Below are 19,450 nucleotides of genomic sequence, written 5' to 3'. Positions count from 1 at the left end.
AACAATGAGTTTCCCACGTTTCTATTTATAGCCTATCGGCCGTGACCTATCTATCGCTTCGAAAGCAATTGACCGCGGCCGAGCGCCGCGAAGGAGATCCAGATGATCGAGAGAAGGCCATTTGCCGCGCTGGGCGGCGCCGACCACGGTTGGCTGAAGGCCAAGCATCATTTTTCGTTCGCCGACTACTACGAACCGAGCCGGATGAATTTCGGCGCTCTCCGCGTCTGGAACGACGACGAGATCGCGCCCGGCACCGGGTTCCCGCCGCACCCGCACTCGGACATGGAGATCATCACCTATGTCCGGAAGGGCGCGGTCACACACAAGGACAGCCTCGGCAACGAGGGGCGCACCGAAGCGGGCGACGTACAGGTGATGAGCGCCGGCACAGGCATCCGCCACGCCGAGTACAATCTCGAAGGCGAGACCACGACGCTGTTCCAGATATGGATCATGCCCGATCGCAGGGGCGGAGCACCCTCGTGGGGCGCCAAGCCGTTCCCGAAATCCGACCGCTCCGGCCGGTTCGTGGCGCTCGCCAGCGGCTTCCCCGAGGACAAGGACGCTCTGCCGATCCGCACGAACTCCCGCGTGCTCGGCGCCACGCTGAAGGCCGGCGAGCAGGCCGAATACCGGCTGGGTGAAGGCCGCAGCGCCTATCTGGTGCCTGCGACCGGCGCCATCGAGGTCAACGGCGTGAGGCTGGACGCCCGCGACGGCGCCGCCATCACCGGCGAGTCCAACCTGCGCGTCACCGCCCTGGAAGACGCCGAAGTAGTCCTGGTCGACGCGGCCTAAGAGCCGATCGCCAAAAAACCTCCCCCGATTTCGGGGGAGGGGGACCACGAATGTGGTGGAGGGGGCGCTGCCGGCGCACTGAGGCGGGCGCGCGGCCCCAGCGCCCCCTCCGACCCTTCGGGCCACCTCCCCCGCACGCTGCCGCTACGGGGGAGGTTTTTGTTTGCCGGCGGCCTTTCAGAAACCGCGGCCACGGTTATCTAGAGATCGTCGGGACGATTCTCGGGGACTTTGGCCATGCTGCTGATCGGACAGTACGACTCGCCGTTCGTGCGGCGCGTGGGGATCGCGCTCACGACCTACGGCATGGCCTTCCAGCACAAGCCCTGGTCGACGTTCGGCGACGCCGACAAGATCGCCAAGCTCAACCCGCTGCGCCGGGTGCCGACGCTGGTGACCGACGACCACGTGGCCTACGTCGACTCCGCGCTGATCCTCGGCGTCATCGACGAGATGGCCGGCGCGCGGGCCAGTCTGGCGCGGCCGGGCGCCCAGGGGCGCGAGCTTCTCCGCCTCTGCGGTTTCGCGGCCGGCGCGGCCGAGAAGGGCGTGAGTCTGGTCTACGAGGGAGCGTTCCGCGAGGCGGCCCTGCCCATGTGGGTCGAACGCTGCACGGCGCAGGTGGCCGAGACCCTGGACCTGCTGGAGGCCGTGCGGGCCGAGCGCTCGACGCCCTATCTGTTCGACGGCGCGCCCAGCCACGCTGACGTCATGCTAAGCGTGATGTGGACCTTCCTGACGGGCGCCCAGCCGAAGGCCTTCGACTGGGGCCGGTGGCCGGCGCTGGCCGCCCATGCCGCGCGCTGCGAGGCCCTGCCGGCGTTCCACGCGATCAATCAGCCGTTCAAGCTCGTCACCCCGGGCGAGGCCTGATGGACGCTCCATCGCGCCGCGCCGCCGTCGCCCGCGACGAAGTCCTCGCCCTGCGCATGTCGCAGATCCGCGAGGTCGCCAACGCCGGCATGGCCCGCGAGGACGTGCTGAAGTTCTGGGTCGGCGAGAGCGACCGCCCGACGCCCGACTTTATCCGCGAGGCCACGGCCAAGGCGCTGATGGCGGGCGAGACCTACTACACCCACAACCTCGGCCGCATGGACCTGCGCGAGGCGCTCTCGGACTATCTGGAGCGCCTGCACGACCGCCCGGTCGACACCGGGCGCCTGGCGATCACCAGCGCCGGCGTCAACGCGCTGATGCTGGTCAGCCAGGCGGTGGTCTCGCCCGGCGACAAGGTGGTGGTGACCACGCCGGCCTGGCCGAACATCGTGGAGATCCCGCGCATCCTGTCGGCGCGGCTTCAGACCGTGGCGCTCGACCCGGCGCAGGGGCGCTGGCGGCTCGACCTCGACAAGCTGATGGATGCGCTGACGCCCGACACCAAGGCGCTGTTCCTCAACTCGCCGAACAACCCGACCGGCTGGACGCTCCCGGCCGAGGATCGCGCGCCGATCCTGGAGCGGTGCCGGCAATACGGCATCTGGCTGATCACCGATGACCCCTACGAGCGGCTGATCTTCGGGCCGGGCAAGAGCGCGCCCTCGTTCCTGCCGCTGGCCGACGAGGACGAACGGGTGGTCGCCACCAACACCTTCTCCAAGGCCTGGCGGATGACCGGCTGGCGGATGGGCTGGATGGTGCTGCCGACGTCGCTGGTCGACTCCATGGGGGTGGTCATCGAGTACAACACCTCCTGCGCGCCGGATTTCATCCAAAGCGGGGCGATCGCCGCCCTGCGCGACGGCGAGCCGTACATCGCCGAATTGCGCGCCGAGCTCACCGCGGCCAAGGACCTGGTGCTGGGCGGCCTGCGGGCGCTGCCGGGCGTCGAGGCGCCGGAGCCGGAGGGCGGCATGTACGCCTTCTTCCGGGTCGACGGCCACGGCGACTCCATGACGCTGGCCAAGGACCTGATCGCCAAGGCCGACATGGGCCTCGCCCCCGGCTCCGCCTTCGGACCGGAGGGCGAAGGCTGGCTGCGCTGGTGCTTCGCCAACCGCCCGGAAAAGAACGCCGAGGGCCTTAGGCGCTTGGGGACGTACCTCGGCGGCTGAAGGTTTTTTCAAACCACGGACGGACACAGACGCACACGGACGCGCCCTGCCGCTTGAAAGGCCGAAGGCCATCTTCCGACAGGCTCTGCCTACGATCAGAAGGCGAGCTGCGCTCGCGACAGCCAAGGCGCGTCCGTGTGCGTCTGTGTCCGTCCGTGGTTCTTTAGCGACCCGACGGCGGCGTCGGGGTTTCCGGCGGGGCGGGCGGCGGGGCGTCCGCGGCAGGCGCTGCGGCTTCGGCGGGCGGCGGGTCGGGCTCTTCGTTGACCTTGAAGGCCCCGCCCATCAGCGTCGCCTTGGTCTGCAGGGTCTTGGCGGTGACCTCGCAGCGGGCCGGCAGGTCCCAGCTCATCCAGGCCTGCGCCAGGCGCGCGGGCGTGATGTCAGGGGTGACCCGCCAGACGTCGGCGCCCTTGGAGACGGCGGCGGCGCCGACCGTGTTGATCGGCTTGAGGCTGGCTTTCTCGGCGGCGGTCAGGGCGGCCTGGAACTGCTTCAGCTGGGCGCGGCCCTCCTTCTGCATGTCGGCATAGACCTTGAGGTCATCGGAGAGCTTGCGGTTCGGCGGGCGGAAGGTGCTTTCGATGCGGGTCACCTCCGGCATCACCTGGTCGTGCAGGTCGAGGTAGGCGCGCAGGTTGCCGTAGCACCAGGCGACGAACTGATAGTCGTCGTGCGGCGCGCCGGCCGGGAAGCGGTCCTCAGGCGCCGCGGCCTCGTCGGCGGCGGGCGGCGCCTCGGCGAGCTTGTCGCCGATCTTATCCTCCGCCTTGTCCTCCGGCTTGGGGGCGCCGAGCAGCGTCGCGGGATCGGTGGTCGCCGGCTCGGTTGGGGCAGGTTGCGCCTGCAGGAAGAGGGCGAGAGCGAGAGCGAAGGGAGCCATAAGTTGAGAGATACCTTGGATTTCGCCGAAAATCAGGCCGTCGGCGATTTGGGGGCGGGACCGAAGCCGCCGCCGCCGGGGGTCTCGATCTCGATGATGTCGCCGGCCTCGACATTGACGGCGAAGCAGCCGGGCAGGTCTGTAACCGCGCCCGACGCTGCAATCAAACGCTGGGCGCCGGGCTTGGCCGGGCCGCCGCCCTTCAGGCCCTGCGGCGCATTGATCCGGCGCGAGGACAGCAGCGCCGCCTCCATCGGGACCAGGAAGCGGATGCGGCGCACCGCGCCGTCGCCGCCGGCCTGAGCGCCCACGCCGCCCGAGCCATGGCGCACGCCGAAGCTCTCGACGCGGACCGGGAAGCGGCGCTCGAGGATCTCCGGGTCGGTCAGGCGCGAATTGGTCATGTGGGTGTGGCAGGCGCTGGCGCCGGGCGCGTTCGCCGTGGCGCCCGAGCCGCCGCAGATCGTCTCGTAATATTGCCGCGTCTCGTCGCCGAAGGTGAAGTTGCTCATGGTGCCCAGACAGTTGGCCATGACGCCCAGCGCCGCATAGAGGGCGTCGACCACATGCTGGCTGGTCTCGACATTGCCGGCGACCACGGCGGCGGGCGGCCTGGGATCGAGCATGGAGCCTGGCCGCGTCAGGATCTTCAGCGGCTCCAGGCAGCCGGAATTGAGCGGGATGTCGTCGTCGACGAGGGTGCGGAAGACATAGAGCGCCGCGGCGTCGACGATCGCCGAGGGGCCGTTGAAGTTGGTCCGCAGCTGGTCGGCGCTCTCGCGGAAATCGAGGGTGGCCGTACCCGCCGCCGCATCGACCGTGGTGGTGACCACGATCTCGCCGCCGCCGTCGACCGGGATGCGCGCCTGCCCGTCGGTCAGCTTGCCCACCGCGCGGCGCACGGCGGCGGCGGCGTTCTGCTGCACGAAGGTCATGTAGCGCGCCACGGCGTCGGCGCCGTAGGTGCGGATCATCTCCGAGACCGCCGCGGCGCCGGCCTGGCAGGCGGCGATCTGCGCCTTCAGGTCGGCGACATTGGTGTCGGGATTGCGCGCCGGCCATTGGCCGGACGCGAGCGCCGCGCGGGTCTCGGCTTCCAGGAAGCGGTGGTCGGCCATGATCGGCAGCGCGTCCAGCATGACGCCCTCCTCGTCGATGGTCTTGGAGAACGGCGGCATGGACCCGGGCTGCACGCCTCCGACATCGGCGTGATGCCCGCGCGCGGCGACGTAGAAGGTTGGTTCAGGGGATGAAGCCCCCTCCGTCAGCTTCGCTGACACCTCCCCCTCAAGGGGGAGGAATACCGGCATGACCACAGTGATGTCCGGCAGGTGGGTGCCGCCGGCGTAGGGATTGTTGAGCGCGAAGGCTTCGCCCGCGTGCAGCACCGGGTGGCGGTCGCGCACGGCGCGGACGCTGGCCCCCATGCTGCCCAGGTGCACCGGCATGTGCGGCGCGTTGGCCACCAGCCCGCCGTCGGCGTCGAAGAGGGCGCAGGAGAAGTCCAGCCGCTCCTTGATGTTCACCGAGTGCGCGGTGCGCTCCAGCGCCGCGCCCATGGCCTCGGCGACCCCCATGAAGCGGCGGTTGAACAGCTCCAGAGTGACGGGGTCGGGCTTGTCGAGCGCGATGGCGTGGCTGCGGGCGGCGCCGGTGGCGGTGAGCCGGATCAGGCCGTTCGCCTCGGCGGTCGCGCGCCAGCCGGGGGCCAGCGCGATCTGGGTGTCGGGGCGCACGATGAGGGCGGGGCCTTCGATCTCACTTAGCTCATGGGCGGAGATCACCGGGGCGTCGCGCCATTGGCCATGAGCGAACATCTTCACCCGCTCATCCCGGCGAAAGCCGGGACCCAAGCCGAGGGCGGGATCCTTCTGAGACCGTCGCAGGGTCGAGAGTCCGCTTGGGTCCCGGCTTTCGCCGGGATGAGCGGTGTTTTGGGATGACGCCTCCGCCTCCACCGCGACGATCAGGATGGTGCGGTCCGGTTCGACGAAACCGAACAGGCGGTTGTGGGCCTCTTCGAACTGGGCCTTGGCCTCGGCCAGGCTGGCCAGCGGGACCGGCAGTTCGGCGTCGGCGCCGTCGTAGCGCAGGCGCAGGGTCTGGCGCATGGCGGCGGTCTCCGCGCCCTGCTCGGCCATGGCGGCGCGGGCCGCCTGTTCGACATCGGCCAGCAGGGCCTCGGCGCGGGCGAGGCCCGCCGCATCCAGCGGAACCTCCAGCCCTGCCTGGCGCAGGGCGGTGATCCGCGCCTGCCCGATGCCCCAGGCGGAAAGCACGCTGCCGTACCTCGGGCAGAGGATCTCGCTGACGCCCAGCGCCTCGGCGGTCTGGCAGGCGACCTGGCCGGCGGCGCCGCCGAAGGCCGTGAGCGCGTGGTCGCGCGGGTCGAAGCCGCGCTCGGTGGAGATGCGCCGCACGGCCTGGGCCATCTGCTCGACCGCGACGGCGACAAAGCCTTCCGCGGCCGCCTCGACGCTCGCGGCGTCCATGGCCGCGGCCAAGTCCGCGAGGCGGGCGCGGGCGGCGGTGGGATCGAGCGGAGCGTCGCCCCTGGGGCCGAAGACCGAGGGAAAGAAGCGGGGATCCAGGCGGCCCAGCACCAGGTTGGCGTCGGTGACGGTGGCCGGGCCGCCCCGCCCGTAGGCCGCGGGGCCGGGATCGGCGCCGGCGCTGGCCGGGCCGGCGCGGGCGCGCATGCCGTCGAAGGTGAGGATCGAGCCGCCGCCGGCCGCCACCGTCTCGACGTCCAGCATCGGGCTCCTGATCTTGGCGCCGGCGACGCGTGCCGTGTCACGGCGCTCCAGTTGGCCGGCGAAGCGGCAGACGTCGGTGGAGGTGCCGCCCATGTCGAAGCCGAGCACGGCCGGCGCCTGCGCCTGCGCCGCCGTGCGCGCCACGCCCACCACGCCGCCGGCCGGGCCCGAGACCACCGCATCCTTGCCGCGGAAGGCTTCGGCGCGGACCAGGCCGCCGGCCGAGGTCATGAAGAACAGGGGCGCGCCAGCCACTGCGTCCGCCACCCGGCGCACGTAGTCCTGCAGGATGGGCGTCAGATAGGCGTCGGCGATCGTCGTCTCGGCGCGCGGAATAAACCGCGGCAGGGGCGAAACCTCATGGCTCAGCGCGACGAAGGGGAATCCGAGCCCCCGCGCAATCTCGCCGGCCGCCTGCTCGTGAGCCGGGTTGAGATCGGAATGCAGGAAGGCGATGGCGACCGAGGTGAAGCCCCGGTCCGCGGCGCTCTGGAGCTGGCGCTGCAGCGCTTCACGGTCCAGCGGGCGCACGACCTGCCCTTGAGCGTCCAGCCGTTCGTCGGCCTCTATGACCCCGGCGTAGAGCGGCGGCGGCCGCACGATGGTGAGCGCGAAGAGGTCGGGCCGCGCCTGGTCGCCGATCAGCACGCTGTCGGCGAAGCCCTGGGTGGTGACGAACAGCGTCCTGGCCCCGGCGCGCTCCAGAAGCGCGTTGGTGGCGACCGTCGTCCCCATCTTGATGGCGTCGACGCGATGGGCGGGGAAGGGCTCGCCCGCCGCCGCGCCCAGGATGCGCCGCATGGCCTCGACGGCGGCGTCCGGATAGGCCGCGGACGCGGAGAGCAGCTTCAGCGAGGTTTCGGCGCCGGCGTCGTCCTGGCCGATCACATCGGTGAAGGTGCCGCCCCTGTCGATCCAGAAACGCCAGGTTGTTTCGACCACCTACCGGCGCTCCACAGAAAAGGGGGCGATCCAGAAGCGCCACGACCTGTCCAAAACTTAACCCGTCCCACGATTGTTTTCAGGCCCGCACGCTCGTATGGCTGCTTATCCCAATGAGCTTCTGGCGCAAGATAGCCGGTCTCGCCGCTCGCAACCTCGATGAGGCCGAGTGCGACGTCTGCCCTCCGGGCCTTCCCGGCGAGGACCCCGCGTTCTCGACCGCGGTCACCGCGCTGGGCGCAAAACTGGCCAAGGCCGACGGCCAGGCCCGGTCCAGCGAGTGGCTGGCGTTTTCCGAGGTCTTCCAGTCCGACGAGGCCAGCGAAGGCAATGTGCGGCGGCTCTATCAGCTGGCGCAGCAGACCACGCGCGGCTTCGAAGGCTACGCGCGGCGTCTGCAGAAGCGCTACCACGCCTGCCCGCAGCTCCTGGAAGACGTGGTCGACGGCCTTTTCCACATCGCCCAATCCGACGGGGTGGTGACCGGCGACGAGCTGGCCTACCTGGAGCGGGTCTCGCAGCTGTTCGGTCAGAGCCCGCTGGTGTTCCGCCGCCTGAAGGCGACGCACCTGGGCCCCGAGGCGGGCGACCCCTACGCCGTGCTGGGCGTGCGTCACGACTGCTCCGACGCCGAACTCCGCGCCGCCCGGCGGGCCATGCTCTCCGAGGCGCACCCCGACCGCGCGCGGGCCCGCGGCCTGCCGGCCGAGTTCGTCGAGGTGGCCGAGATCAAGGCCGGCGCGATCAACGCCGCTTTTGACGCCGCCATGCGTGAACGGCGGGCACTATCCTTGCAGGGCGTGGCATAAGTTCGCTTTCGTCCCCGTTTCGGGCGCTCCATGGTTGACGCGCAGCAACCTTGGGACGACATAATTGCTTTAGGCTCAGCCACTGAGCCGATGAGGACGCCATGGTGAAAGAGTTCGCCGTCCGGCACGGATCCGCCCTGCGCAGCCTGGCTGTGCTCGTCGGCCTGCTGGCCACCGTCGCCGCCGTCGTGGTGGGCGCGGTCCTTGCCGTGGTGTTCGCCGCCACCGTCGCGGTGATCGGGGTGATGGCCTCGGCGCTGCTGGGTTTCGCGGGCCTCGCTCTGCGCGCCCGGCGCACCGCGCGAGCCCGCAGCGACGGCGTCATCGAAGCCCGCCACCTGGGCGGCCACCACTGGGTGGCCTATGGCTGGAACGAGAGCCGCTAGCTCTTCCACGCTCCTTCGGTTGTCATCCCGCAATGGCGGGGCCATGTCCGGGACCCATTGACTCCGAATTTCCCCGACAAGACGCCGTCTTGCTTTCGCACCACGCCTCGCGGCGCTGGGCGTAGGGGTCCCGGTCTTTGCTTCGCAAAACCGGGATGACACGCGGTGAGGGCTTCTCTACCGTTCGTTCAAACAAACGTTTGGAGCACGGCATGACCATCGGTGTGATCGCGACCCTGAAGATCCAAGAAGGCAAGACCGACGAGTTCGAGGCCTTCTTCGGCGAACTGGCCAAACAGGTCCACGCCAACGAGCCGGGGAACCTCGCCTACCAGCTGACCAGGAGCCGCGCCGAGCCGACCACCTACAAGGTGCTAGAGCTCTACAAGGACCAGGACGCGCTCACCCACCACGGCGGCACCGACTATTTCAAGGCCGCGGGCCCGAAGTTCGGCGCGGTCTTGGCTGGACGTCCGGAGATCGAATACCTGGACGGGGTGGGCTGACCGGCGGCCCCAGACCATCGATACCGCCGTTCGACATTGTCGGATAACCGAAACAAGAGCCCGATTTACCATAGGTTTTCGCCTTACAGGGGAATCTGCAGGCGAAAATTGTGCGTTGCACGCGAAACGGGTGGAATCTGCTTGTAATGCCGCTCAGGGCACATAAAGACTTTATTTACCGCGCTGGAGTTGTCCGGCGCGCCCAATGGACCTGGGGAGTACTATGAAGCTTATCGCCGCCGCCGCCGTCGCGGCCGGACTCGTCGTCGCGGGCAGCGCAAGCGCCTCCGGCAACCTCATCTCGAACGGCAGCTTTGAAAGCGGCACGCTCGACTGGACCTATTCGGGCAGCGGCGCGGACGTGCCGGGCCACATGGCCGTGGTCATCCCCTACAATTCCAGCGCGAACTATCCGGGCGGCGCGTTCGGCGAGCCGATCCCGCCGGACAATGCTCCGCTTTCCGGCAGCCCCGATCCGGTCGGCAACAACGCGCTCTATTTCGTGGCCGACGCCTCGACGGAGAGCCTGTCGCAGACGGTGAACCTGAATACCGGCTTCTACACCATCGGCTTCGACGTCTATGTGCCGTTCAACGGCGAGCGCAATTCGGGTGACGCGACCTTCGACGGCTCCATCGCCGGCGTGAACCTCGCCCACTTCAGCGCCCACTCGGTGGCGGCGGGTCAATGGTTCGCGTTCCGCGGCGTCGTGAATATCGCCACGGCCGGGCCCCAAACCGCAGCCTTCACCTACAACTCGGGCCCGGCGCCTGCCGCCGACTTCGTCGTCGACCGCGCCTACATCGTGGCCGGCAACGCGGTTCCGGAGCCGGCGTCCTGGGCCCTGATGATCGTGGGCTTTGGCGCCGCCGGCGCCATGCTGCGCCGCCGCCAGGTGACCGCGACCGCCTGAGGTTCGATGCGGATCGCCTGATCCGGATCGCAAGCGTTCAAGCCCCGGCCGGAAGGCCGGGGCTTTTGCGTTGGGGTCCCGGCCTCGGGCCTCAGAGCCGCGTCGGAATGACCACCGGCAGGGTCTCGTAGCCCTTCACGAAAGAGGAGTTTACCCGCCGGGGCGGGCCCACCACCTCGATCTTCGGGAAGCGCTTGAGGATCTCTTCCCAGATGACCTTCAGCTGCAGTTCGGCCAGCCGGTTGCCGACGCAGCGGTGGATGCCGAAGCCGAACGACAGGTGCTGGCGCGCGCGCTCGCGGTCGATGATGTAGTCGTTGGGCCGCTCGATGACCTCTTCGTCGCGGTTGCCCGAGACGTACCACATGGCCACCTTGTCGCCGGCCTTGATGGTCTTGCCGCCGAGCTCGATGTCCCGCGTGGCGCTGCGGCGCATATAGGCGAGCGGCGTCTGCCAGCGGATGGTTTCCGAGACCATCGAGGGGATCAGCTCGGGGTTGTCGCGCAGCTTGCGATCCTGGTCGGGGTTCTGGTGCAAGGCCAGGACCGAGCCGGTGATGGTGTTGCGCGTGGTGTCGTTGCCGCCGACGATCAAGAGGATCAGGTTCCCCAGATATTCCATGCGGTCCATGTGCCGGGTGGCCTCGCCGTGCGCGAGCATGGAGATCAGATCGCTGGCCGGCGGGGCGTTCACCCGCTCGTTCCACAGCCGCATGAAATAGTCGACGCACTCGAACAGTTCGGCGCGGCGCTCGTTCTCCGCCCCCTCCGGATCGGTGGTCGAAAAGATGCCGCTGTCCGGGGCCGCGGTGGCCACGTCCGACCAGCGGGTGAGCTTGCGCCGGTCCTCCCAGGGGAAGTCGAACAGGGTGGCCAACGTCATCGTCGTCAGTTCGATGGAGACCTTGTCCACCCAGTCGAACTCCTCGCCGATCGGGCAAGCGTCGAGGATGACGGCGGCGCGCTCGCGAATGATCGGTTCCAGCTTCGCCAGGTTCGGACCGGCGACGATCGGGCTCACGGTCTTGCGTTGCACGTCGTGCTTGGGCGGGTCCATGGCGATGAACATGGGCAGGGTGAAGTCTTCGGCCGGGTCGGGCAGGACGATGGTGGGCTCCGACGAGAAGGCCTCGTGGTTGGTGTCCACGGCCATGATGTCGTTCCATTTGGTCACCGACCAGTAGCCGCCGACCTCCTCGTCCTTGTCCACCGACCAGTGGACCGGATCCTCGGCGCGCAGGCGCTCGAAATAGGGGCCCCAGGTGTCGGTGCGGAAGGGCTCCGGATCGACCGGATTGATGTCCGCCAGCGGCATGGCGTAGGCGGCGTCGCGGGCCGCGCGTTTCACGTCGATCGAGCCGTCGTCCATGGCCTTGGTCCTCCTTCGGGGCGCGTTGGAGCGCGCGTTCGGGCCCCGCCTCTATGACGCCAGTATTCGCGCCAAACCACGGCGAGGGGAAGGCGCAGGACGCAACCGCCCGAATTGGGAAACCATGTTCACTGAACGCATCAGCCTTAACGCATTTGTAGAGCTTCAGCGGGATACTCGCCGCTGGAGTGCAGTCGGGGGACGGTCTTCGCGGCGACGCGCCGTGTCCGCCGTCCTTGAAACTGCGCGACTCAAAGGGGTGGTGAAGCTGGACCGGGTCCGGCTTCTGGAGGTTGATGTGGTCGCGCGCACGCCAGACCGATCGTTTCGAAGCCTGAGCGGCCTCGAAAAGACCGCGTCGACCAGCCGCGTCCTCAACCTGGCCGCCATCGCCAGCCAGAATGCCGGAGATCCGGAATACGAGAGCGCGCCCTTCTTCAAGGCCGCGGCCCTGAACGGGGCGGTGATCATCAAGCACCGCATCCGCAACGACGAGCAGTACATCTTCGAGCAATCGAAGCGCATCTCGACGAAGGTGATCATCCCCTTCGAGCGCACCGACCTCAGCCTCGGCGGCCGGTCGCTGTTCGTGGGCCAGCGCGGCTGGCAGGAACTGCTGAACCAGCTGCGCGGCACCCAGGACGACGAGGCGCGCGACGTCGCCCTGCTGGAGGCGCTGGACGAGCTGCCCTCGCTCGACCCCTTCCTGCTGCGCGAGCACCTCAAGCGCCGCGATTTCAAGATCGCCAACTGCTACTACGCGATCTCCGCGCCGGACCTGGAGCGCATGCAGCGCTTCGTCTCCGGCGAGATCTCCAAGCTGGTGGATCTGGCCTATGGCGGCGGCAAGTCCGGCGCGCCGAACGCCAACATCTCCAAGCTGGTGAGCCTGCTGCTCTCCGGCCAGGACGACACGCGCCTCGAGCCGCTACGTCTGACGCTCGGCCTGGAAGGCGAGAACTTCCGCGAGGGCATCTTCAGCTGGAAGGGCTTCCTCTACTACAAGTGGGTGCTGAACAGCCTGTGGCCCGAGCTGCGCGGGGTGATCTCCGAGCTCACCGAGATCAAGGTGGTGGGCCCGCGCGACTACGAGATGCTGAACCAGGTCAAGGACGTGGGCAGCCGGGTGAACCAGGCGATCCTGGGCCAGGTGCGCAAGGTGCGCGCGACGCTGCAGGTCTATGACGACGCCTTCGCCGAACTGACCCAGGCCGGCAATCCCATGGCCTTCCGCAACTTCCTGCTGAAGTCGCCGGAGATGTTCATCACGCTGGGCGAACGCACCGGCATGGTCAGCCATATCGCCAGCTTCTGGCGCTACCGCTTCCCCAAGGGCCGCCCCCTGCGCGTCGAGCTCGATGAGCTGTTCGACATCCTGCAGGACTTCCACCAGGGCCTGGGCGAGGACGAGGACAAGGCCAGGCCCGCGGCGGTGGTCGGCGACAGCGCGCTGATCGACCCGGCCAACGCCGAAGCGATCGGCAAGGCGGTCTAAGGCCGTCTAGACCCGAAGCGCCGTCCGCAGCTTGGCGGCGAGGTCGCGTTCCACGAAGGGCTTGCGCAGGATGCCGTCGTCGCCGGCCGCGGCCAGCGCCTCGGTGTCGGCGTAGCCGGTGACGAACAGGATCGGCAGGCCTGGCCGCCGCGCGTGCACCTCGCGCGCCACCTCCGCGCCGTTCATCCCCGGCATGGCGAAGTCCACGAGCAGGACATCGATGTCCGCCTGGCGGTCGAGCATGTCGAGCGCGGCGCCGCCGCTGCCGGCCTCCACGACCCGGTAGCCAAGGTCCTGCAGGAGGCCGGCGGTCACCTCGCGCACGGCGCTGTCGTCGTCGACCAGCAGCACGTTCAGGTCCTTGGGCGCAGGTTCGCTGGCGGCTTGCGCTGCGGCGTCCTCGGCCCGCGGCGCTTCGCCGGCGCGGGGCAGGAAGACCCTGACCGATGCGCCCGCGCCCGGCGCGGAATCGATGCGCACGCCGCCGCCAGACTGCTTGGCCAGGCCGAACACCTGGCTCAGGCCCAGGCCCGAGCCCTTGCCGACTTCCTTGGTGGTGAAGAAGGGCTCGAAGACCTTGGCCATCACCTCTTCGCTCATGCCCGAGCCGGTGTCGGTGACCGCGATCATCACATACTCGCCGGCGCCCGGCTCCTCGGGCCGGACCGGCGGCCCCAGGACGACATTGCCGGTCTCGACGGTGAGGGTCCCGCCGACCTCCATGGCGTCGCGCGCGTTGATGGCCAGGTTCAGGATCACCAGCTCGATCTGGGTAGGGTCGATCATCGCCGGCCACAGGCCGGGCTGCAGCACGGTTTCGATGCGCACGCTGCCGCCCATGGTGGCCTGCAGCAGGTCCCGCATGGAGCGCACCGTGTCGTTCAGGTCGACGGCGCGGGGCTCCAGCTTCTGGCGGCGCGAGAAGGCCAGCACCTGGGCGGTGAGCTGGGCGCCGCGCTCGGCGGCCTCAGCCATCATCTTCAGCCGGCGCTGGACGGTCGGATCGTCCAGCGACTTCTGCATCTGGCGGATGTTGCCCAGCACGACCATCAGCAGGTTGTTGAAGTCGTGCGCCACGCCGGAGGTCAGCTGGCCGACCGCCTCCAGGCGCTGGGCCTGGCGGAGCACGGTCTCGACGCGCTCACGCTCGACGATCTGGTCTGCGAGCTGGCGGTTGGCGCTGGCGAGTTCGGAGGTGCGCTCCTCGACGCGGCGCTCCAGCAGCGCCTCGGCGGCGCGGATGGCCTCGATCCGCTCCCGCGCCTCGTACTGCCGCCGCCGGCCGCGCAGCGCGGTTTCGATGATGCTGACGAGCGTGGTCGGATGGAAGGGCCGCTCCAGGAAGGTCACGTTGCCCAGCGCCTGGGCCAGCCGCCGCGCGGCGGGATTGCGCTCCATGCCGCCGCCGCGGTGGGCGATCAGCACGATCGGCAGATCGGACCAGGGCGGCTGGGCCTCGATCCAGCGGACGAGGGCGGGGTAGTCGGCGGTCTGCAGCGCTTCCTCGGCGACCAGGGCCACGCCGACGTTGTGGAGTTCGGCCACTAGACAGGCGAGGTCCGCGCAGATCAGCAGCGGGCGGCGCGCCTCGGCCAGGATCGCGGCGGCGATGGCGGCGTCGCGGCCGGTGGGCGCGACGATCAGGACGCGCTCCGACTCCGAGGCGGCAGGCGCCGAGACGACAGCCGCCACGGGGCTCATGCGGACGCATCTCCCATCAGGCCGGAGCCCTGGCCCACGAAATTCGGGACGCCGCGCAACACGCCGTGGAAGCTGGTGAGCGGCTCGCCGACCGACAGTCCGCTGTCGCCGATCTCGAATTCGCGGATGGTCTTCTCGTGCTGGCCGCTCCGTTTCTTGATCACCGAAACGGCGCGCCGCACCTCGCCCGCCGCCTCGAAGTAGCGCAGCAGGATGACCGTGTCGGCCAGGTAGGTGACATCCACCGGCGCCTTCATCTCGCCGACCAGGCCATGCTGGGCGACGGTCAGGAAGGTCGTGGCGCCCTGGCGGTTCAGGTACTGCAGCAGTTCATGAATATGCAGGATGAGGAAGTTCTCTTCCGGCATGGCCGCCTGGTAGCCGTTGAGGCTGTCGATGACGACGGTCTTGATGCCTTTGCGGTCGACGCAATCGCGCACCTGGGCGGTGAACTCGCCGGGCGACAGCTCGGCGGCGTCCACCTGCTGGACAATCAGGTCGCCGGCGTCGCGCAGGGCCGCCAGATCGATGCCGAAGGCGGTCGTGCGGCTGAACAGCAGGCCCAGCTCCTCGTCGAAGGCGAAGAGGGCCGCCTTCTCGCCGCGCTTGATGGCCGAGAGGAGGAAATAGAGCGCCATCAGGGACTTGCCCGTGCCCGCCGGCCCCAGGATCAGGCAGCTGGAGCCACGCTCCACCCCGCCGCCCAGGACGGCGTCGAGGCCGGCGACGCTGCTCGGCAGCGGGCTGCGGTCGAAGTCGGTCCTGTGCTCGGCGGAGACCAGCCGCGGGTAGACCTCCAGCCCACCGGTGCGGATGGTGAAGTCGTGAAAGCCGCCGCGGAACTTGCGGCCCCGATACTTGATCACCCGCACGCGCCGCCGCTCGGCGCCGTATTCGGGGGCGAGCTCCTCCAGGCGGATGACGCCGTGGGCGACGCTGTGCACCGTCTTGTCGAGGTTCTCGGTGGTCAGGTCGTCGAGCAGCAGCACCGTCGCGCCATGCTTGGCGAAGTAGTGCTTCAGCGCCAGCACCTGGCGGCGGTAGCGCAGCGAGCTTTGCGCGAGCAGGCGAATCTCCGACAGGCTGTCGATCACCACCCGGCGCGGCTGCGCCCGTTCCACCGCCTCGAAGATCATCCGGGTGGTTTCGCCCAGCTCCAGGTCCGAGGAGTAGAGCAGGCTCTGCTGCTGCTGTTCATCCAGAAGGCTTTCCGGCGGCACCAGCTCGAAGACCTCGACGCCGTCGAGATTCCAGCCGTGCGAGCGGGCTGTGTCGCGCAGCTCTTCCTCGGTCTCGGAGAGGGTGATGTAGAGCGTCTTCTCGCCGAGCTCCGCGCCGGCGCGCAGGAAGCTCATGGCCGTGGTGGTCTTGCCCGTGCCGGGGCTGCCTTCGAGCAGGTAGACCCGCTCGCGCGCCAAGCCACCGGCCAGGATGTCGTCAAGTCCAGCAATGCCCATTGAGGCGTCGGCTTCGCCGGCTGACCCCTTCGCCAACATCTCATCTCTCTCGCAACTGCGATGGCCGAGAGCCACCTGACGCCCATGTGCCTGAACAGCTTAAGCGTTCAATCCGCTCAGGGGTTCCCCCGGCGATGCGGCGTCTTGCGAGAGGTGAAGGGCGAGCCCTTTAGGCGGAGGCGAGGGCCCCGTGGTGGCGCCGGCGCAGGACCGCGCCGACCGCGCCGAAGCCCAGGATCATCAGCGCCCAGCTCGCCGGCTCCGGCACGCCGAGGCTGTCGCGGTCGAAACCGCCCTGGGTGAAGGTCTGGGCCATGGCGATCGTGCCGTAGGAGTGGGCGCCCCAGGAACCGTTCATCGCCGTGTAGAGCTCGTAGTGCACCGGGTCGTCGGAGAACAGGTTGTACTCCGTGCCCGACGCGCCCGTGAACAGGATGCCCGGGTTCGACAGCTGCTCGGCGGCGCCCGGCCACACGACGTTGTCGAAGTAGAAGAGGCCGTCCGGGCTCGTCGACACGGTGGGCTGGTTCGGGTTGTTGACCAGGCCGGTGATCGCATCGCCGTCGACATTGCCGCTGACGCTCAGCACGTTGAAGCCGTTGACGGTGTTGAGGGTGTCGGAGGCCACGAGGTCGACCGTCGCCGAGAAGGGCGTGTCGCCCAGATTGTTGGCCGTGTAGTCGATCACCCAGGTGCTGGCCTGCGCCGCGCCGCCGCTGATCGCCAGGGCCGCAACCGCGCCCGCCGCGAACTTACCCAAACCGCTCATCAGAAATCCCCCGTGGCTGCTACAGCGCAGCTCGTTCGCCATCAGATACGGAGGCTAGTGCAAGAAGGTTGCCAAACCCTGTTGCGGCGGGATGTCGCACCGCAACAAGCGCCGTGTGCGGAGGGATTCCGCAGGGAATTCTACGCGTTGAAATTGAGCTTGAGACCCGGACGCGGCCAGCGGGCCTTGTACAGCTTGCCGGTCGAAGACGCGGTGATCCAGGCGTCCATCATGTCCGCGCCGCCGAAGCAGATGTTGGTGCAGATCAGGTCCGGGAAGGGGAAATGCTCGGTCGAGCCATCGGGGTCGAAGGCGGTGATGCCGCCGTTGATGATCGTCGCCACGCAGACCTTGCCGCCGGCTTCCACCGCCAGGCTGTCCAGCAGCTGATAGTCCGGCAGGTTGCAGATCACCCGGCCGGGCGCGAAGCCGGGGCCGGGCGCGAGCACGCCTGGCTCGGCCACGTCGAAGGCCCAGAGGCGTCCCAATTGGGTGTCCGCGGCGTAGACGGTCGTCTCATCCGGGGACAGGCCGATGCCGTTGGGCGAGATCAGGTGGTCGCGCTGGCGGCTGATGTGGCTGCCGTCGCATTTGGCGTAATAGAGGCCGCCGTACTTGCGGCCCTCGGGCGTGCCGCAGCCGTGGTCGGTGAACCAGACGCCGCCCTGTTTGTCGAAGACCAGGTCGTTGGGGCCGTGCAGGGGGCGGCCTTCGCAGCCGTCGTAGACCGTCTCGAGCTTGCCGCTCTTGAGGTCGTAGCGCTGCAGGGACCCGCCCTTGTGGCTGGCCGGCGTGGGCCCCGGGATGGTCAGGCCCTGGTTTTCGAGCCACTCGAAGGAGCCGCCGTTGTTGGTGATCCAGATGGCGCCGTCCGGGCCGATGGCCGCGCCGTTCGGGCCGCCGCCGGTCTCGACGACGGTTTCCTTCCCGCCGTCGGGCGTGACCCGGGTCAGCCGCTGGCCCTTGATCTCCGTCAGGATGATCGAGCCGTCGGCCATGGCGATCGGCCCTTCCGGAAACTCCAGCCCCTCGGTGACCAGCGCATAGTCCATGGCGTCCCCTCGTCGTTCTTGCTTGTTGCCGGCAACCCTAGCGAAGCGCTCAGCGGCGTTCCAGCACCCGGATGATGAACGGGTAGTCGTCGCCGTCGCCGGCGGGATAGGCCTTGGCGGAGACCTCGGTCCAGCGGGCCTCGTCGATGGGCGAAAGCACCGTGTCGCCCTCGATGTCGGCGTCGACGTCGGTGAGGTAGATGCGGCCGGCCTTGCCCAGCGCCAGTTCGAACAGGGAGGCGCCGCCGATCACGCAGACCTCGCGCGCGCCGTCCTCCTCCGCCTGCTCGCGGGCGATGGCCACGGCCTCGGTGAAGTCCTCGCAGACCAGCGCCCCCTTGGGCTCGAAGGAGCCGTCGCGCGACAGGACGATGTTGGTGCGCCCGACCAGCGGCTTTTTCGGCAGGCTCTCCCAGGTCTTGCGGCCCATGATCACCGGCTTGCCCATGGTCACGGCGCGGAAGTTGGCGAGGTCGGTCTTCAGCCGCCAGGGCAGGCCCCCGTCCTTGCCGATGACGCCATTGCGGGCGCGGGCGATGGGGCCGGCGGTGAGGGTGATGGGAGGCATCAGGATTCATAGCAGAGCCCGCGAGCTCGCCTCCAGCGGTTATGGTTAGCCGAAGATTAACCGGCCCCTGCGAGCCTTTGGCCATGAGCCCTGGCGACAGCGATGGCGAAGGTAGCGGCCTGGCGGTCCAGCCGGAGGGCTGGCGCCGCGTGACGCCCAGCCCCAGCGCCGGGGAACTCAAGGCCTTCTACGCCGGCGAATATTTCCAGGCCTCGCACGGCACCTACGCCCAGGCCTATTCGGAGACCGAGATCGCGCACCGAAGCCTGGTCGCCAGCCTGATGCTGGCGGCGATCGGCGAGGCGCGGGGTCAGGCGGCCGGCGGCAAGCTGCTGGAGATCGGCTGCGGCGAGGGCTGGTTCCTGTCCGCCGCGGACGCCGCCGGCTACGCGGTGCAGGGGATCGATTTCTCGCGGGCCGGCCTCGCCAAGTTCCACCCGCAGTTCCTGGACCGCGCGCGGTTCGGCGACGCCTTCGAGATCCTCGACGGCCTGATCGCGGCGGGCGAGACCGCCGACGTCTGCGTCATGGAGCATGTGCTGGAGCATGTGGTCGACCCGGAGGCCCTGCTGGCCCGTCTGCCGCGTTTGCTGAACCCGGGCGGCGTGTTGGCGATCACCGTCCCCAACGACTTCAGCCCGATCCAGCTCGCCGCGCGGGCCGCCGGCGCCGTCGACCGCGACTTCTGGATCGCGGCGCCACAGCACCTCAACTACTTCAACGCCGCCAACCTCGGCGCCTTCCTGGAGCGCGCGGGCTTTGCGGTGAAGCTCGGCTTCGCGAGCTTTCCGATCGACTGGTTCCTGCTGCACCCGGGCTCGAACTACGTCGCCGACCCGGCCGCCGGCAAGCCCGCGCACCGCGCCCGGATGGCCATCGACCTGACGCTGGCCGAGCAGGGGATGGAGGCCTACCTGGGCCTCGCCAAGGCGCTCTACGCCTGCGGCGCCGGGCGCAGCCTGACGGTGATCGCCAGCCCGAGAACCCTCTGA

17 protein-coding genes are annotated in these 19,450 nt (G+C 69.1%); 9 read left to right on the top strand and 8 right to left on the bottom strand.

What is annotated here, in order from left to right; genetic code table 11:
- The first annotated feature begins 102 nt into the window (after nucleotides 1-102).
- From VKQ35_RS12005 to VKQ35_RS11995, 3 genes are all read left to right on the top strand, one after another.
- Nucleotides 103-801, top strand: coding sequence for a pirin family protein (locus VKQ35_RS12005; RefSeq protein ID WP_324361861.1), 699 nt, complete (start codon nucleotides 103-105; stop codon nucleotides 799-801).
- A 237-nt stretch (nucleotides 802-1,038) separates the two neighbouring features.
- Entirely contained in the window at nucleotides 1,039-1,674 is a 636-nt protein-coding gene (locus VKQ35_RS12000) for a glutathione S-transferase family protein (RefSeq protein WP_324361859.1), read from the top strand.
- Entirely contained in the window at nucleotides 1,674-2,852 is a 1,179-nt protein-coding gene (locus VKQ35_RS11995) for a pyridoxal phosphate-dependent aminotransferase (protein ID WP_324361857.1), read from the top strand. Before VKQ35_RS12000 ends, VKQ35_RS11995 begins: the two co-directional genes overlap by 1 nt.
- A gap of 163 nt (nucleotides 2,853-3,015) precedes the next feature.
- Here VKQ35_RS11995 and VKQ35_RS11990 read toward each other — a convergent pair whose 3' ends face one another.
- Together VKQ35_RS11990 and VKQ35_RS11985 are read right to left on the bottom strand one after the other, a co-directional pair.
- The gene (locus tag VKQ35_RS11990) at nucleotides 3,016-3,735 is read right to left on the bottom strand and encodes a hypothetical protein (RefSeq protein WP_324361855.1); all 720 of its coding nucleotides are present in this window, start codon (nucleotides 3,733-3,735) and stop codon (nucleotides 3,016-3,018) included.
- Between the two features lie 32 nt (nucleotides 3,736-3,767).
- On the bottom strand, nucleotides 3,768-7,433 hold the full coding sequence (locus tag VKQ35_RS11985) for a hydantoinase B/oxoprolinase family protein (RefSeq protein WP_324361853.1): 3,666 nt from the start codon (nucleotides 7,431-7,433) through the stop codon (nucleotides 3,768-3,770).
- A gap of 113 nt (nucleotides 7,434-7,546) precedes the next feature.
- Between VKQ35_RS11985 and VKQ35_RS11980 the strand changes: the two genes are divergently transcribed.
- The 4 genes from VKQ35_RS11980 to VKQ35_RS11965 all read left to right on the top strand — a co-directional run bounded on the left by VKQ35_RS11980 (nucleotide 7,547) and on the right by VKQ35_RS11965 (nucleotide 10,047).
- Nucleotides 7,547-8,242: a DnaJ family molecular chaperone gene (locus VKQ35_RS11980; protein WP_324361851.1), complete on the top strand. Its 696-nt coding sequence runs from the start codon at nucleotides 7,547-7,549 to the stop codon at nucleotides 8,240-8,242.
- Nucleotides 8,243-8,343: 101 nt separating this feature from the next.
- Nucleotides 8,344-8,628 (top strand): hypothetical protein, encoded by a 285-nt coding sequence (locus VKQ35_RS11975; protein ID WP_324361849.1) that lies wholly within the window; start codon nucleotides 8,344-8,346, stop codon nucleotides 8,626-8,628.
- Between the two features lie 212 nt (nucleotides 8,629-8,840).
- Nucleotides 8,841-9,134, top strand: a complete 294-nt coding sequence (locus VKQ35_RS11970; RefSeq protein WP_324361848.1) for a putative quinol monooxygenase — start codon at nucleotides 8,841-8,843, stop codon at nucleotides 9,132-9,134.
- Between the two features lie 223 nt (nucleotides 9,135-9,357).
- Nucleotides 9,358-10,047 carry a PEPxxWA-CTERM sorting domain-containing protein gene (locus tag VKQ35_RS11965; protein WP_324361846.1) on the top strand — a complete coding sequence of 230 codons (690 nt, stop codon included), beginning with the start codon at nucleotides 9,358-9,360 and terminating at the stop codon, nucleotides 10,045-10,047.
- Between the two features lie 91 nt (nucleotides 10,048-10,138).
- On the opposite strand, the gene VKQ35_RS11960 is transcribed toward VKQ35_RS11965, so the two are convergent.
- Nucleotides 10,139-11,416 (bottom strand): cytochrome P450, encoded by a 1,278-nt coding sequence (locus tag VKQ35_RS11960; protein WP_324361844.1) that lies wholly within the window; start codon nucleotides 11,414-11,416, stop codon nucleotides 10,139-10,141.
- A 298-nt stretch (nucleotides 11,417-11,714) separates the two neighbouring features.
- On the opposite strand from VKQ35_RS11960, the gene VKQ35_RS11955 reads away from it, so the two are divergent.
- Nucleotides 11,715-12,911 carry a hypothetical protein gene (locus VKQ35_RS11955; protein ID WP_324361842.1) on the top strand — a complete coding sequence of 399 codons (1,197 nt, stop codon included), beginning with the start codon at nucleotides 11,715-11,717 and terminating at the stop codon, nucleotides 12,909-12,911.
- 6 nt (nucleotides 12,912-12,917) lie between these two features.
- Here VKQ35_RS11955 and VKQ35_RS11950 read toward each other — a convergent pair whose 3' ends face one another.
- The 5 genes from VKQ35_RS11950 to VKQ35_RS11930 all read right to left on the bottom strand — a co-directional run bounded on the left by VKQ35_RS11950 (nucleotide 12,918) and on the right by VKQ35_RS11930 (nucleotide 18,458).
- Nucleotides 12,918-14,612, bottom strand: a complete 1,695-nt coding sequence (locus VKQ35_RS11950) for a response regulator (protein WP_324361840.1) — start codon at nucleotides 14,610-14,612, stop codon at nucleotides 12,918-12,920.
- Complete coding sequence (locus VKQ35_RS11945; RefSeq protein ID WP_324361838.1) at nucleotides 14,609-16,069, bottom strand: ATPase domain-containing protein; 1,461 nt, start codon at nucleotides 16,067-16,069, stop codon at nucleotides 14,609-14,611. Before VKQ35_RS11945 ends, VKQ35_RS11950 begins: the two co-directional genes overlap by 4 nt.
- A 169-nt stretch (nucleotides 16,070-16,238) precedes the next feature.
- The gene (locus tag VKQ35_RS11940) at nucleotides 16,239-16,838 is read right to left on the bottom strand and encodes a PEPxxWA-CTERM sorting domain-containing protein (RefSeq protein WP_324361836.1); all 600 of its coding nucleotides are present in this window, start codon (nucleotides 16,836-16,838) and stop codon (nucleotides 16,239-16,241) included.
- A 140-nt stretch (nucleotides 16,839-16,978) separates the two neighbouring features.
- Nucleotides 16,979-17,890, bottom strand: coding sequence for an SMP-30/gluconolactonase/LRE family protein (locus tag VKQ35_RS11935; protein ID WP_324361834.1), 912 nt, complete (start codon nucleotides 17,888-17,890; stop codon nucleotides 16,979-16,981).
- Between the two features lie 49 nt (nucleotides 17,891-17,939).
- Nucleotides 17,940-18,458: a dihydrofolate reductase gene (locus VKQ35_RS11930; protein WP_324361832.1), complete on the bottom strand. Its 519-nt coding sequence runs from the start codon at nucleotides 18,456-18,458 to the stop codon at nucleotides 17,940-17,942.
- 83 nt (nucleotides 18,459-18,541) lie between these two features.
- Between VKQ35_RS11930 and VKQ35_RS11925 the strand changes: the two genes are divergently transcribed.
- Entirely contained in the window at nucleotides 18,542-19,450 is a 909-nt protein-coding gene (locus tag VKQ35_RS11925) for a class I SAM-dependent methyltransferase (RefSeq protein WP_324361830.1), read from the top strand.

This window comes from Phenylobacterium sp., from assembly GCF_035309685.1.
Classification (GTDB): domain Bacteria; phylum Pseudomonadota; class Alphaproteobacteria; order Caulobacterales; family Caulobacteraceae; genus Phenylobacterium.
The sequence above is the reverse complement of the archived record's forward strand: the minus strand, read 5'-3'. Positions and strand labels throughout refer to the sequence as shown.

Coding starts and splice junctions, on each gene's coding strand:
- VKQ35_RS11995 (WP_324361857.1), top strand. CDS start 1,674: ATGGACGCTCCATCGCGCCGCGCCGCCGTCGCCCGCGACGAAGTCCTC.
- VKQ35_RS11925 (WP_324361830.1), top strand. CDS start 18,542: ATGAGCCCTGGCGACAGCGATGGCGAAGGTAGCGGCCTGGCGGTCCAG.
- VKQ35_RS12000 (WP_324361859.1), top strand. CDS start 1,039: ATGCTGCTGATCGGACAGTACGACTCGCCGTTCGTGCGGCGCGTGGGG.
- VKQ35_RS11970 (WP_324361848.1), top strand. CDS start 8,841: ATGACCATCGGTGTGATCGCGACCCTGAAGATCCAAGAAGGCAAGACC.
- VKQ35_RS11960 (WP_324361844.1), bottom strand. CDS start 11,416: ATGGACGACGGCTCGATCGACGTGAAACGCGCGGCCCGCGACGCCGCC.
- VKQ35_RS11980 (WP_324361851.1), top strand. CDS start 7,547: ATGAGCTTCTGGCGCAAGATAGCCGGTCTCGCCGCTCGCAACCTCGAT.
- VKQ35_RS11940 (WP_324361836.1), bottom strand. CDS start 16,838: ATGAGCGGTTTGGGTAAGTTCGCGGCGGGCGCGGTTGCGGCCCTGGCG.
- VKQ35_RS11935 (WP_324361834.1), bottom strand. CDS start 17,890: ATGGACTATGCGCTGGTCACCGAGGGGCTGGAGTTTCCGGAAGGGCCG.
- VKQ35_RS11975 (WP_324361849.1), top strand. CDS start 8,344: ATGGTGAAAGAGTTCGCCGTCCGGCACGGATCCGCCCTGCGCAGCCTG.
- VKQ35_RS11930 (WP_324361832.1), bottom strand. CDS start 18,458: ATGCCTCCCATCACCCTCACCGCCGGCCCCATCGCCCGCGCCCGCAAT.
- VKQ35_RS11950 (WP_324361840.1), bottom strand. CDS start 14,612: ATGAGCCCCGTGGCGGCTGTCGTCTCGGCGCCTGCCGCCTCGGAGTCG.
- VKQ35_RS11945 (WP_324361838.1), bottom strand. CDS start 16,069: ATGGGCATTGCTGGACTTGACGACATCCTGGCCGGTGGCTTGGCGCGC.
- VKQ35_RS11990 (WP_324361855.1), bottom strand. CDS start 3,735: ATGGCTCCCTTCGCTCTCGCTCTCGCCCTCTTCCTGCAGGCGCAACCT.
- VKQ35_RS12005 (WP_324361861.1), top strand. CDS start 103: ATGATCGAGAGAAGGCCATTTGCCGCGCTGGGCGGCGCCGACCACGGT.
- VKQ35_RS11965 (WP_324361846.1), top strand. CDS start 9,358: ATGAAGCTTATCGCCGCCGCCGCCGTCGCGGCCGGACTCGTCGTCGCG.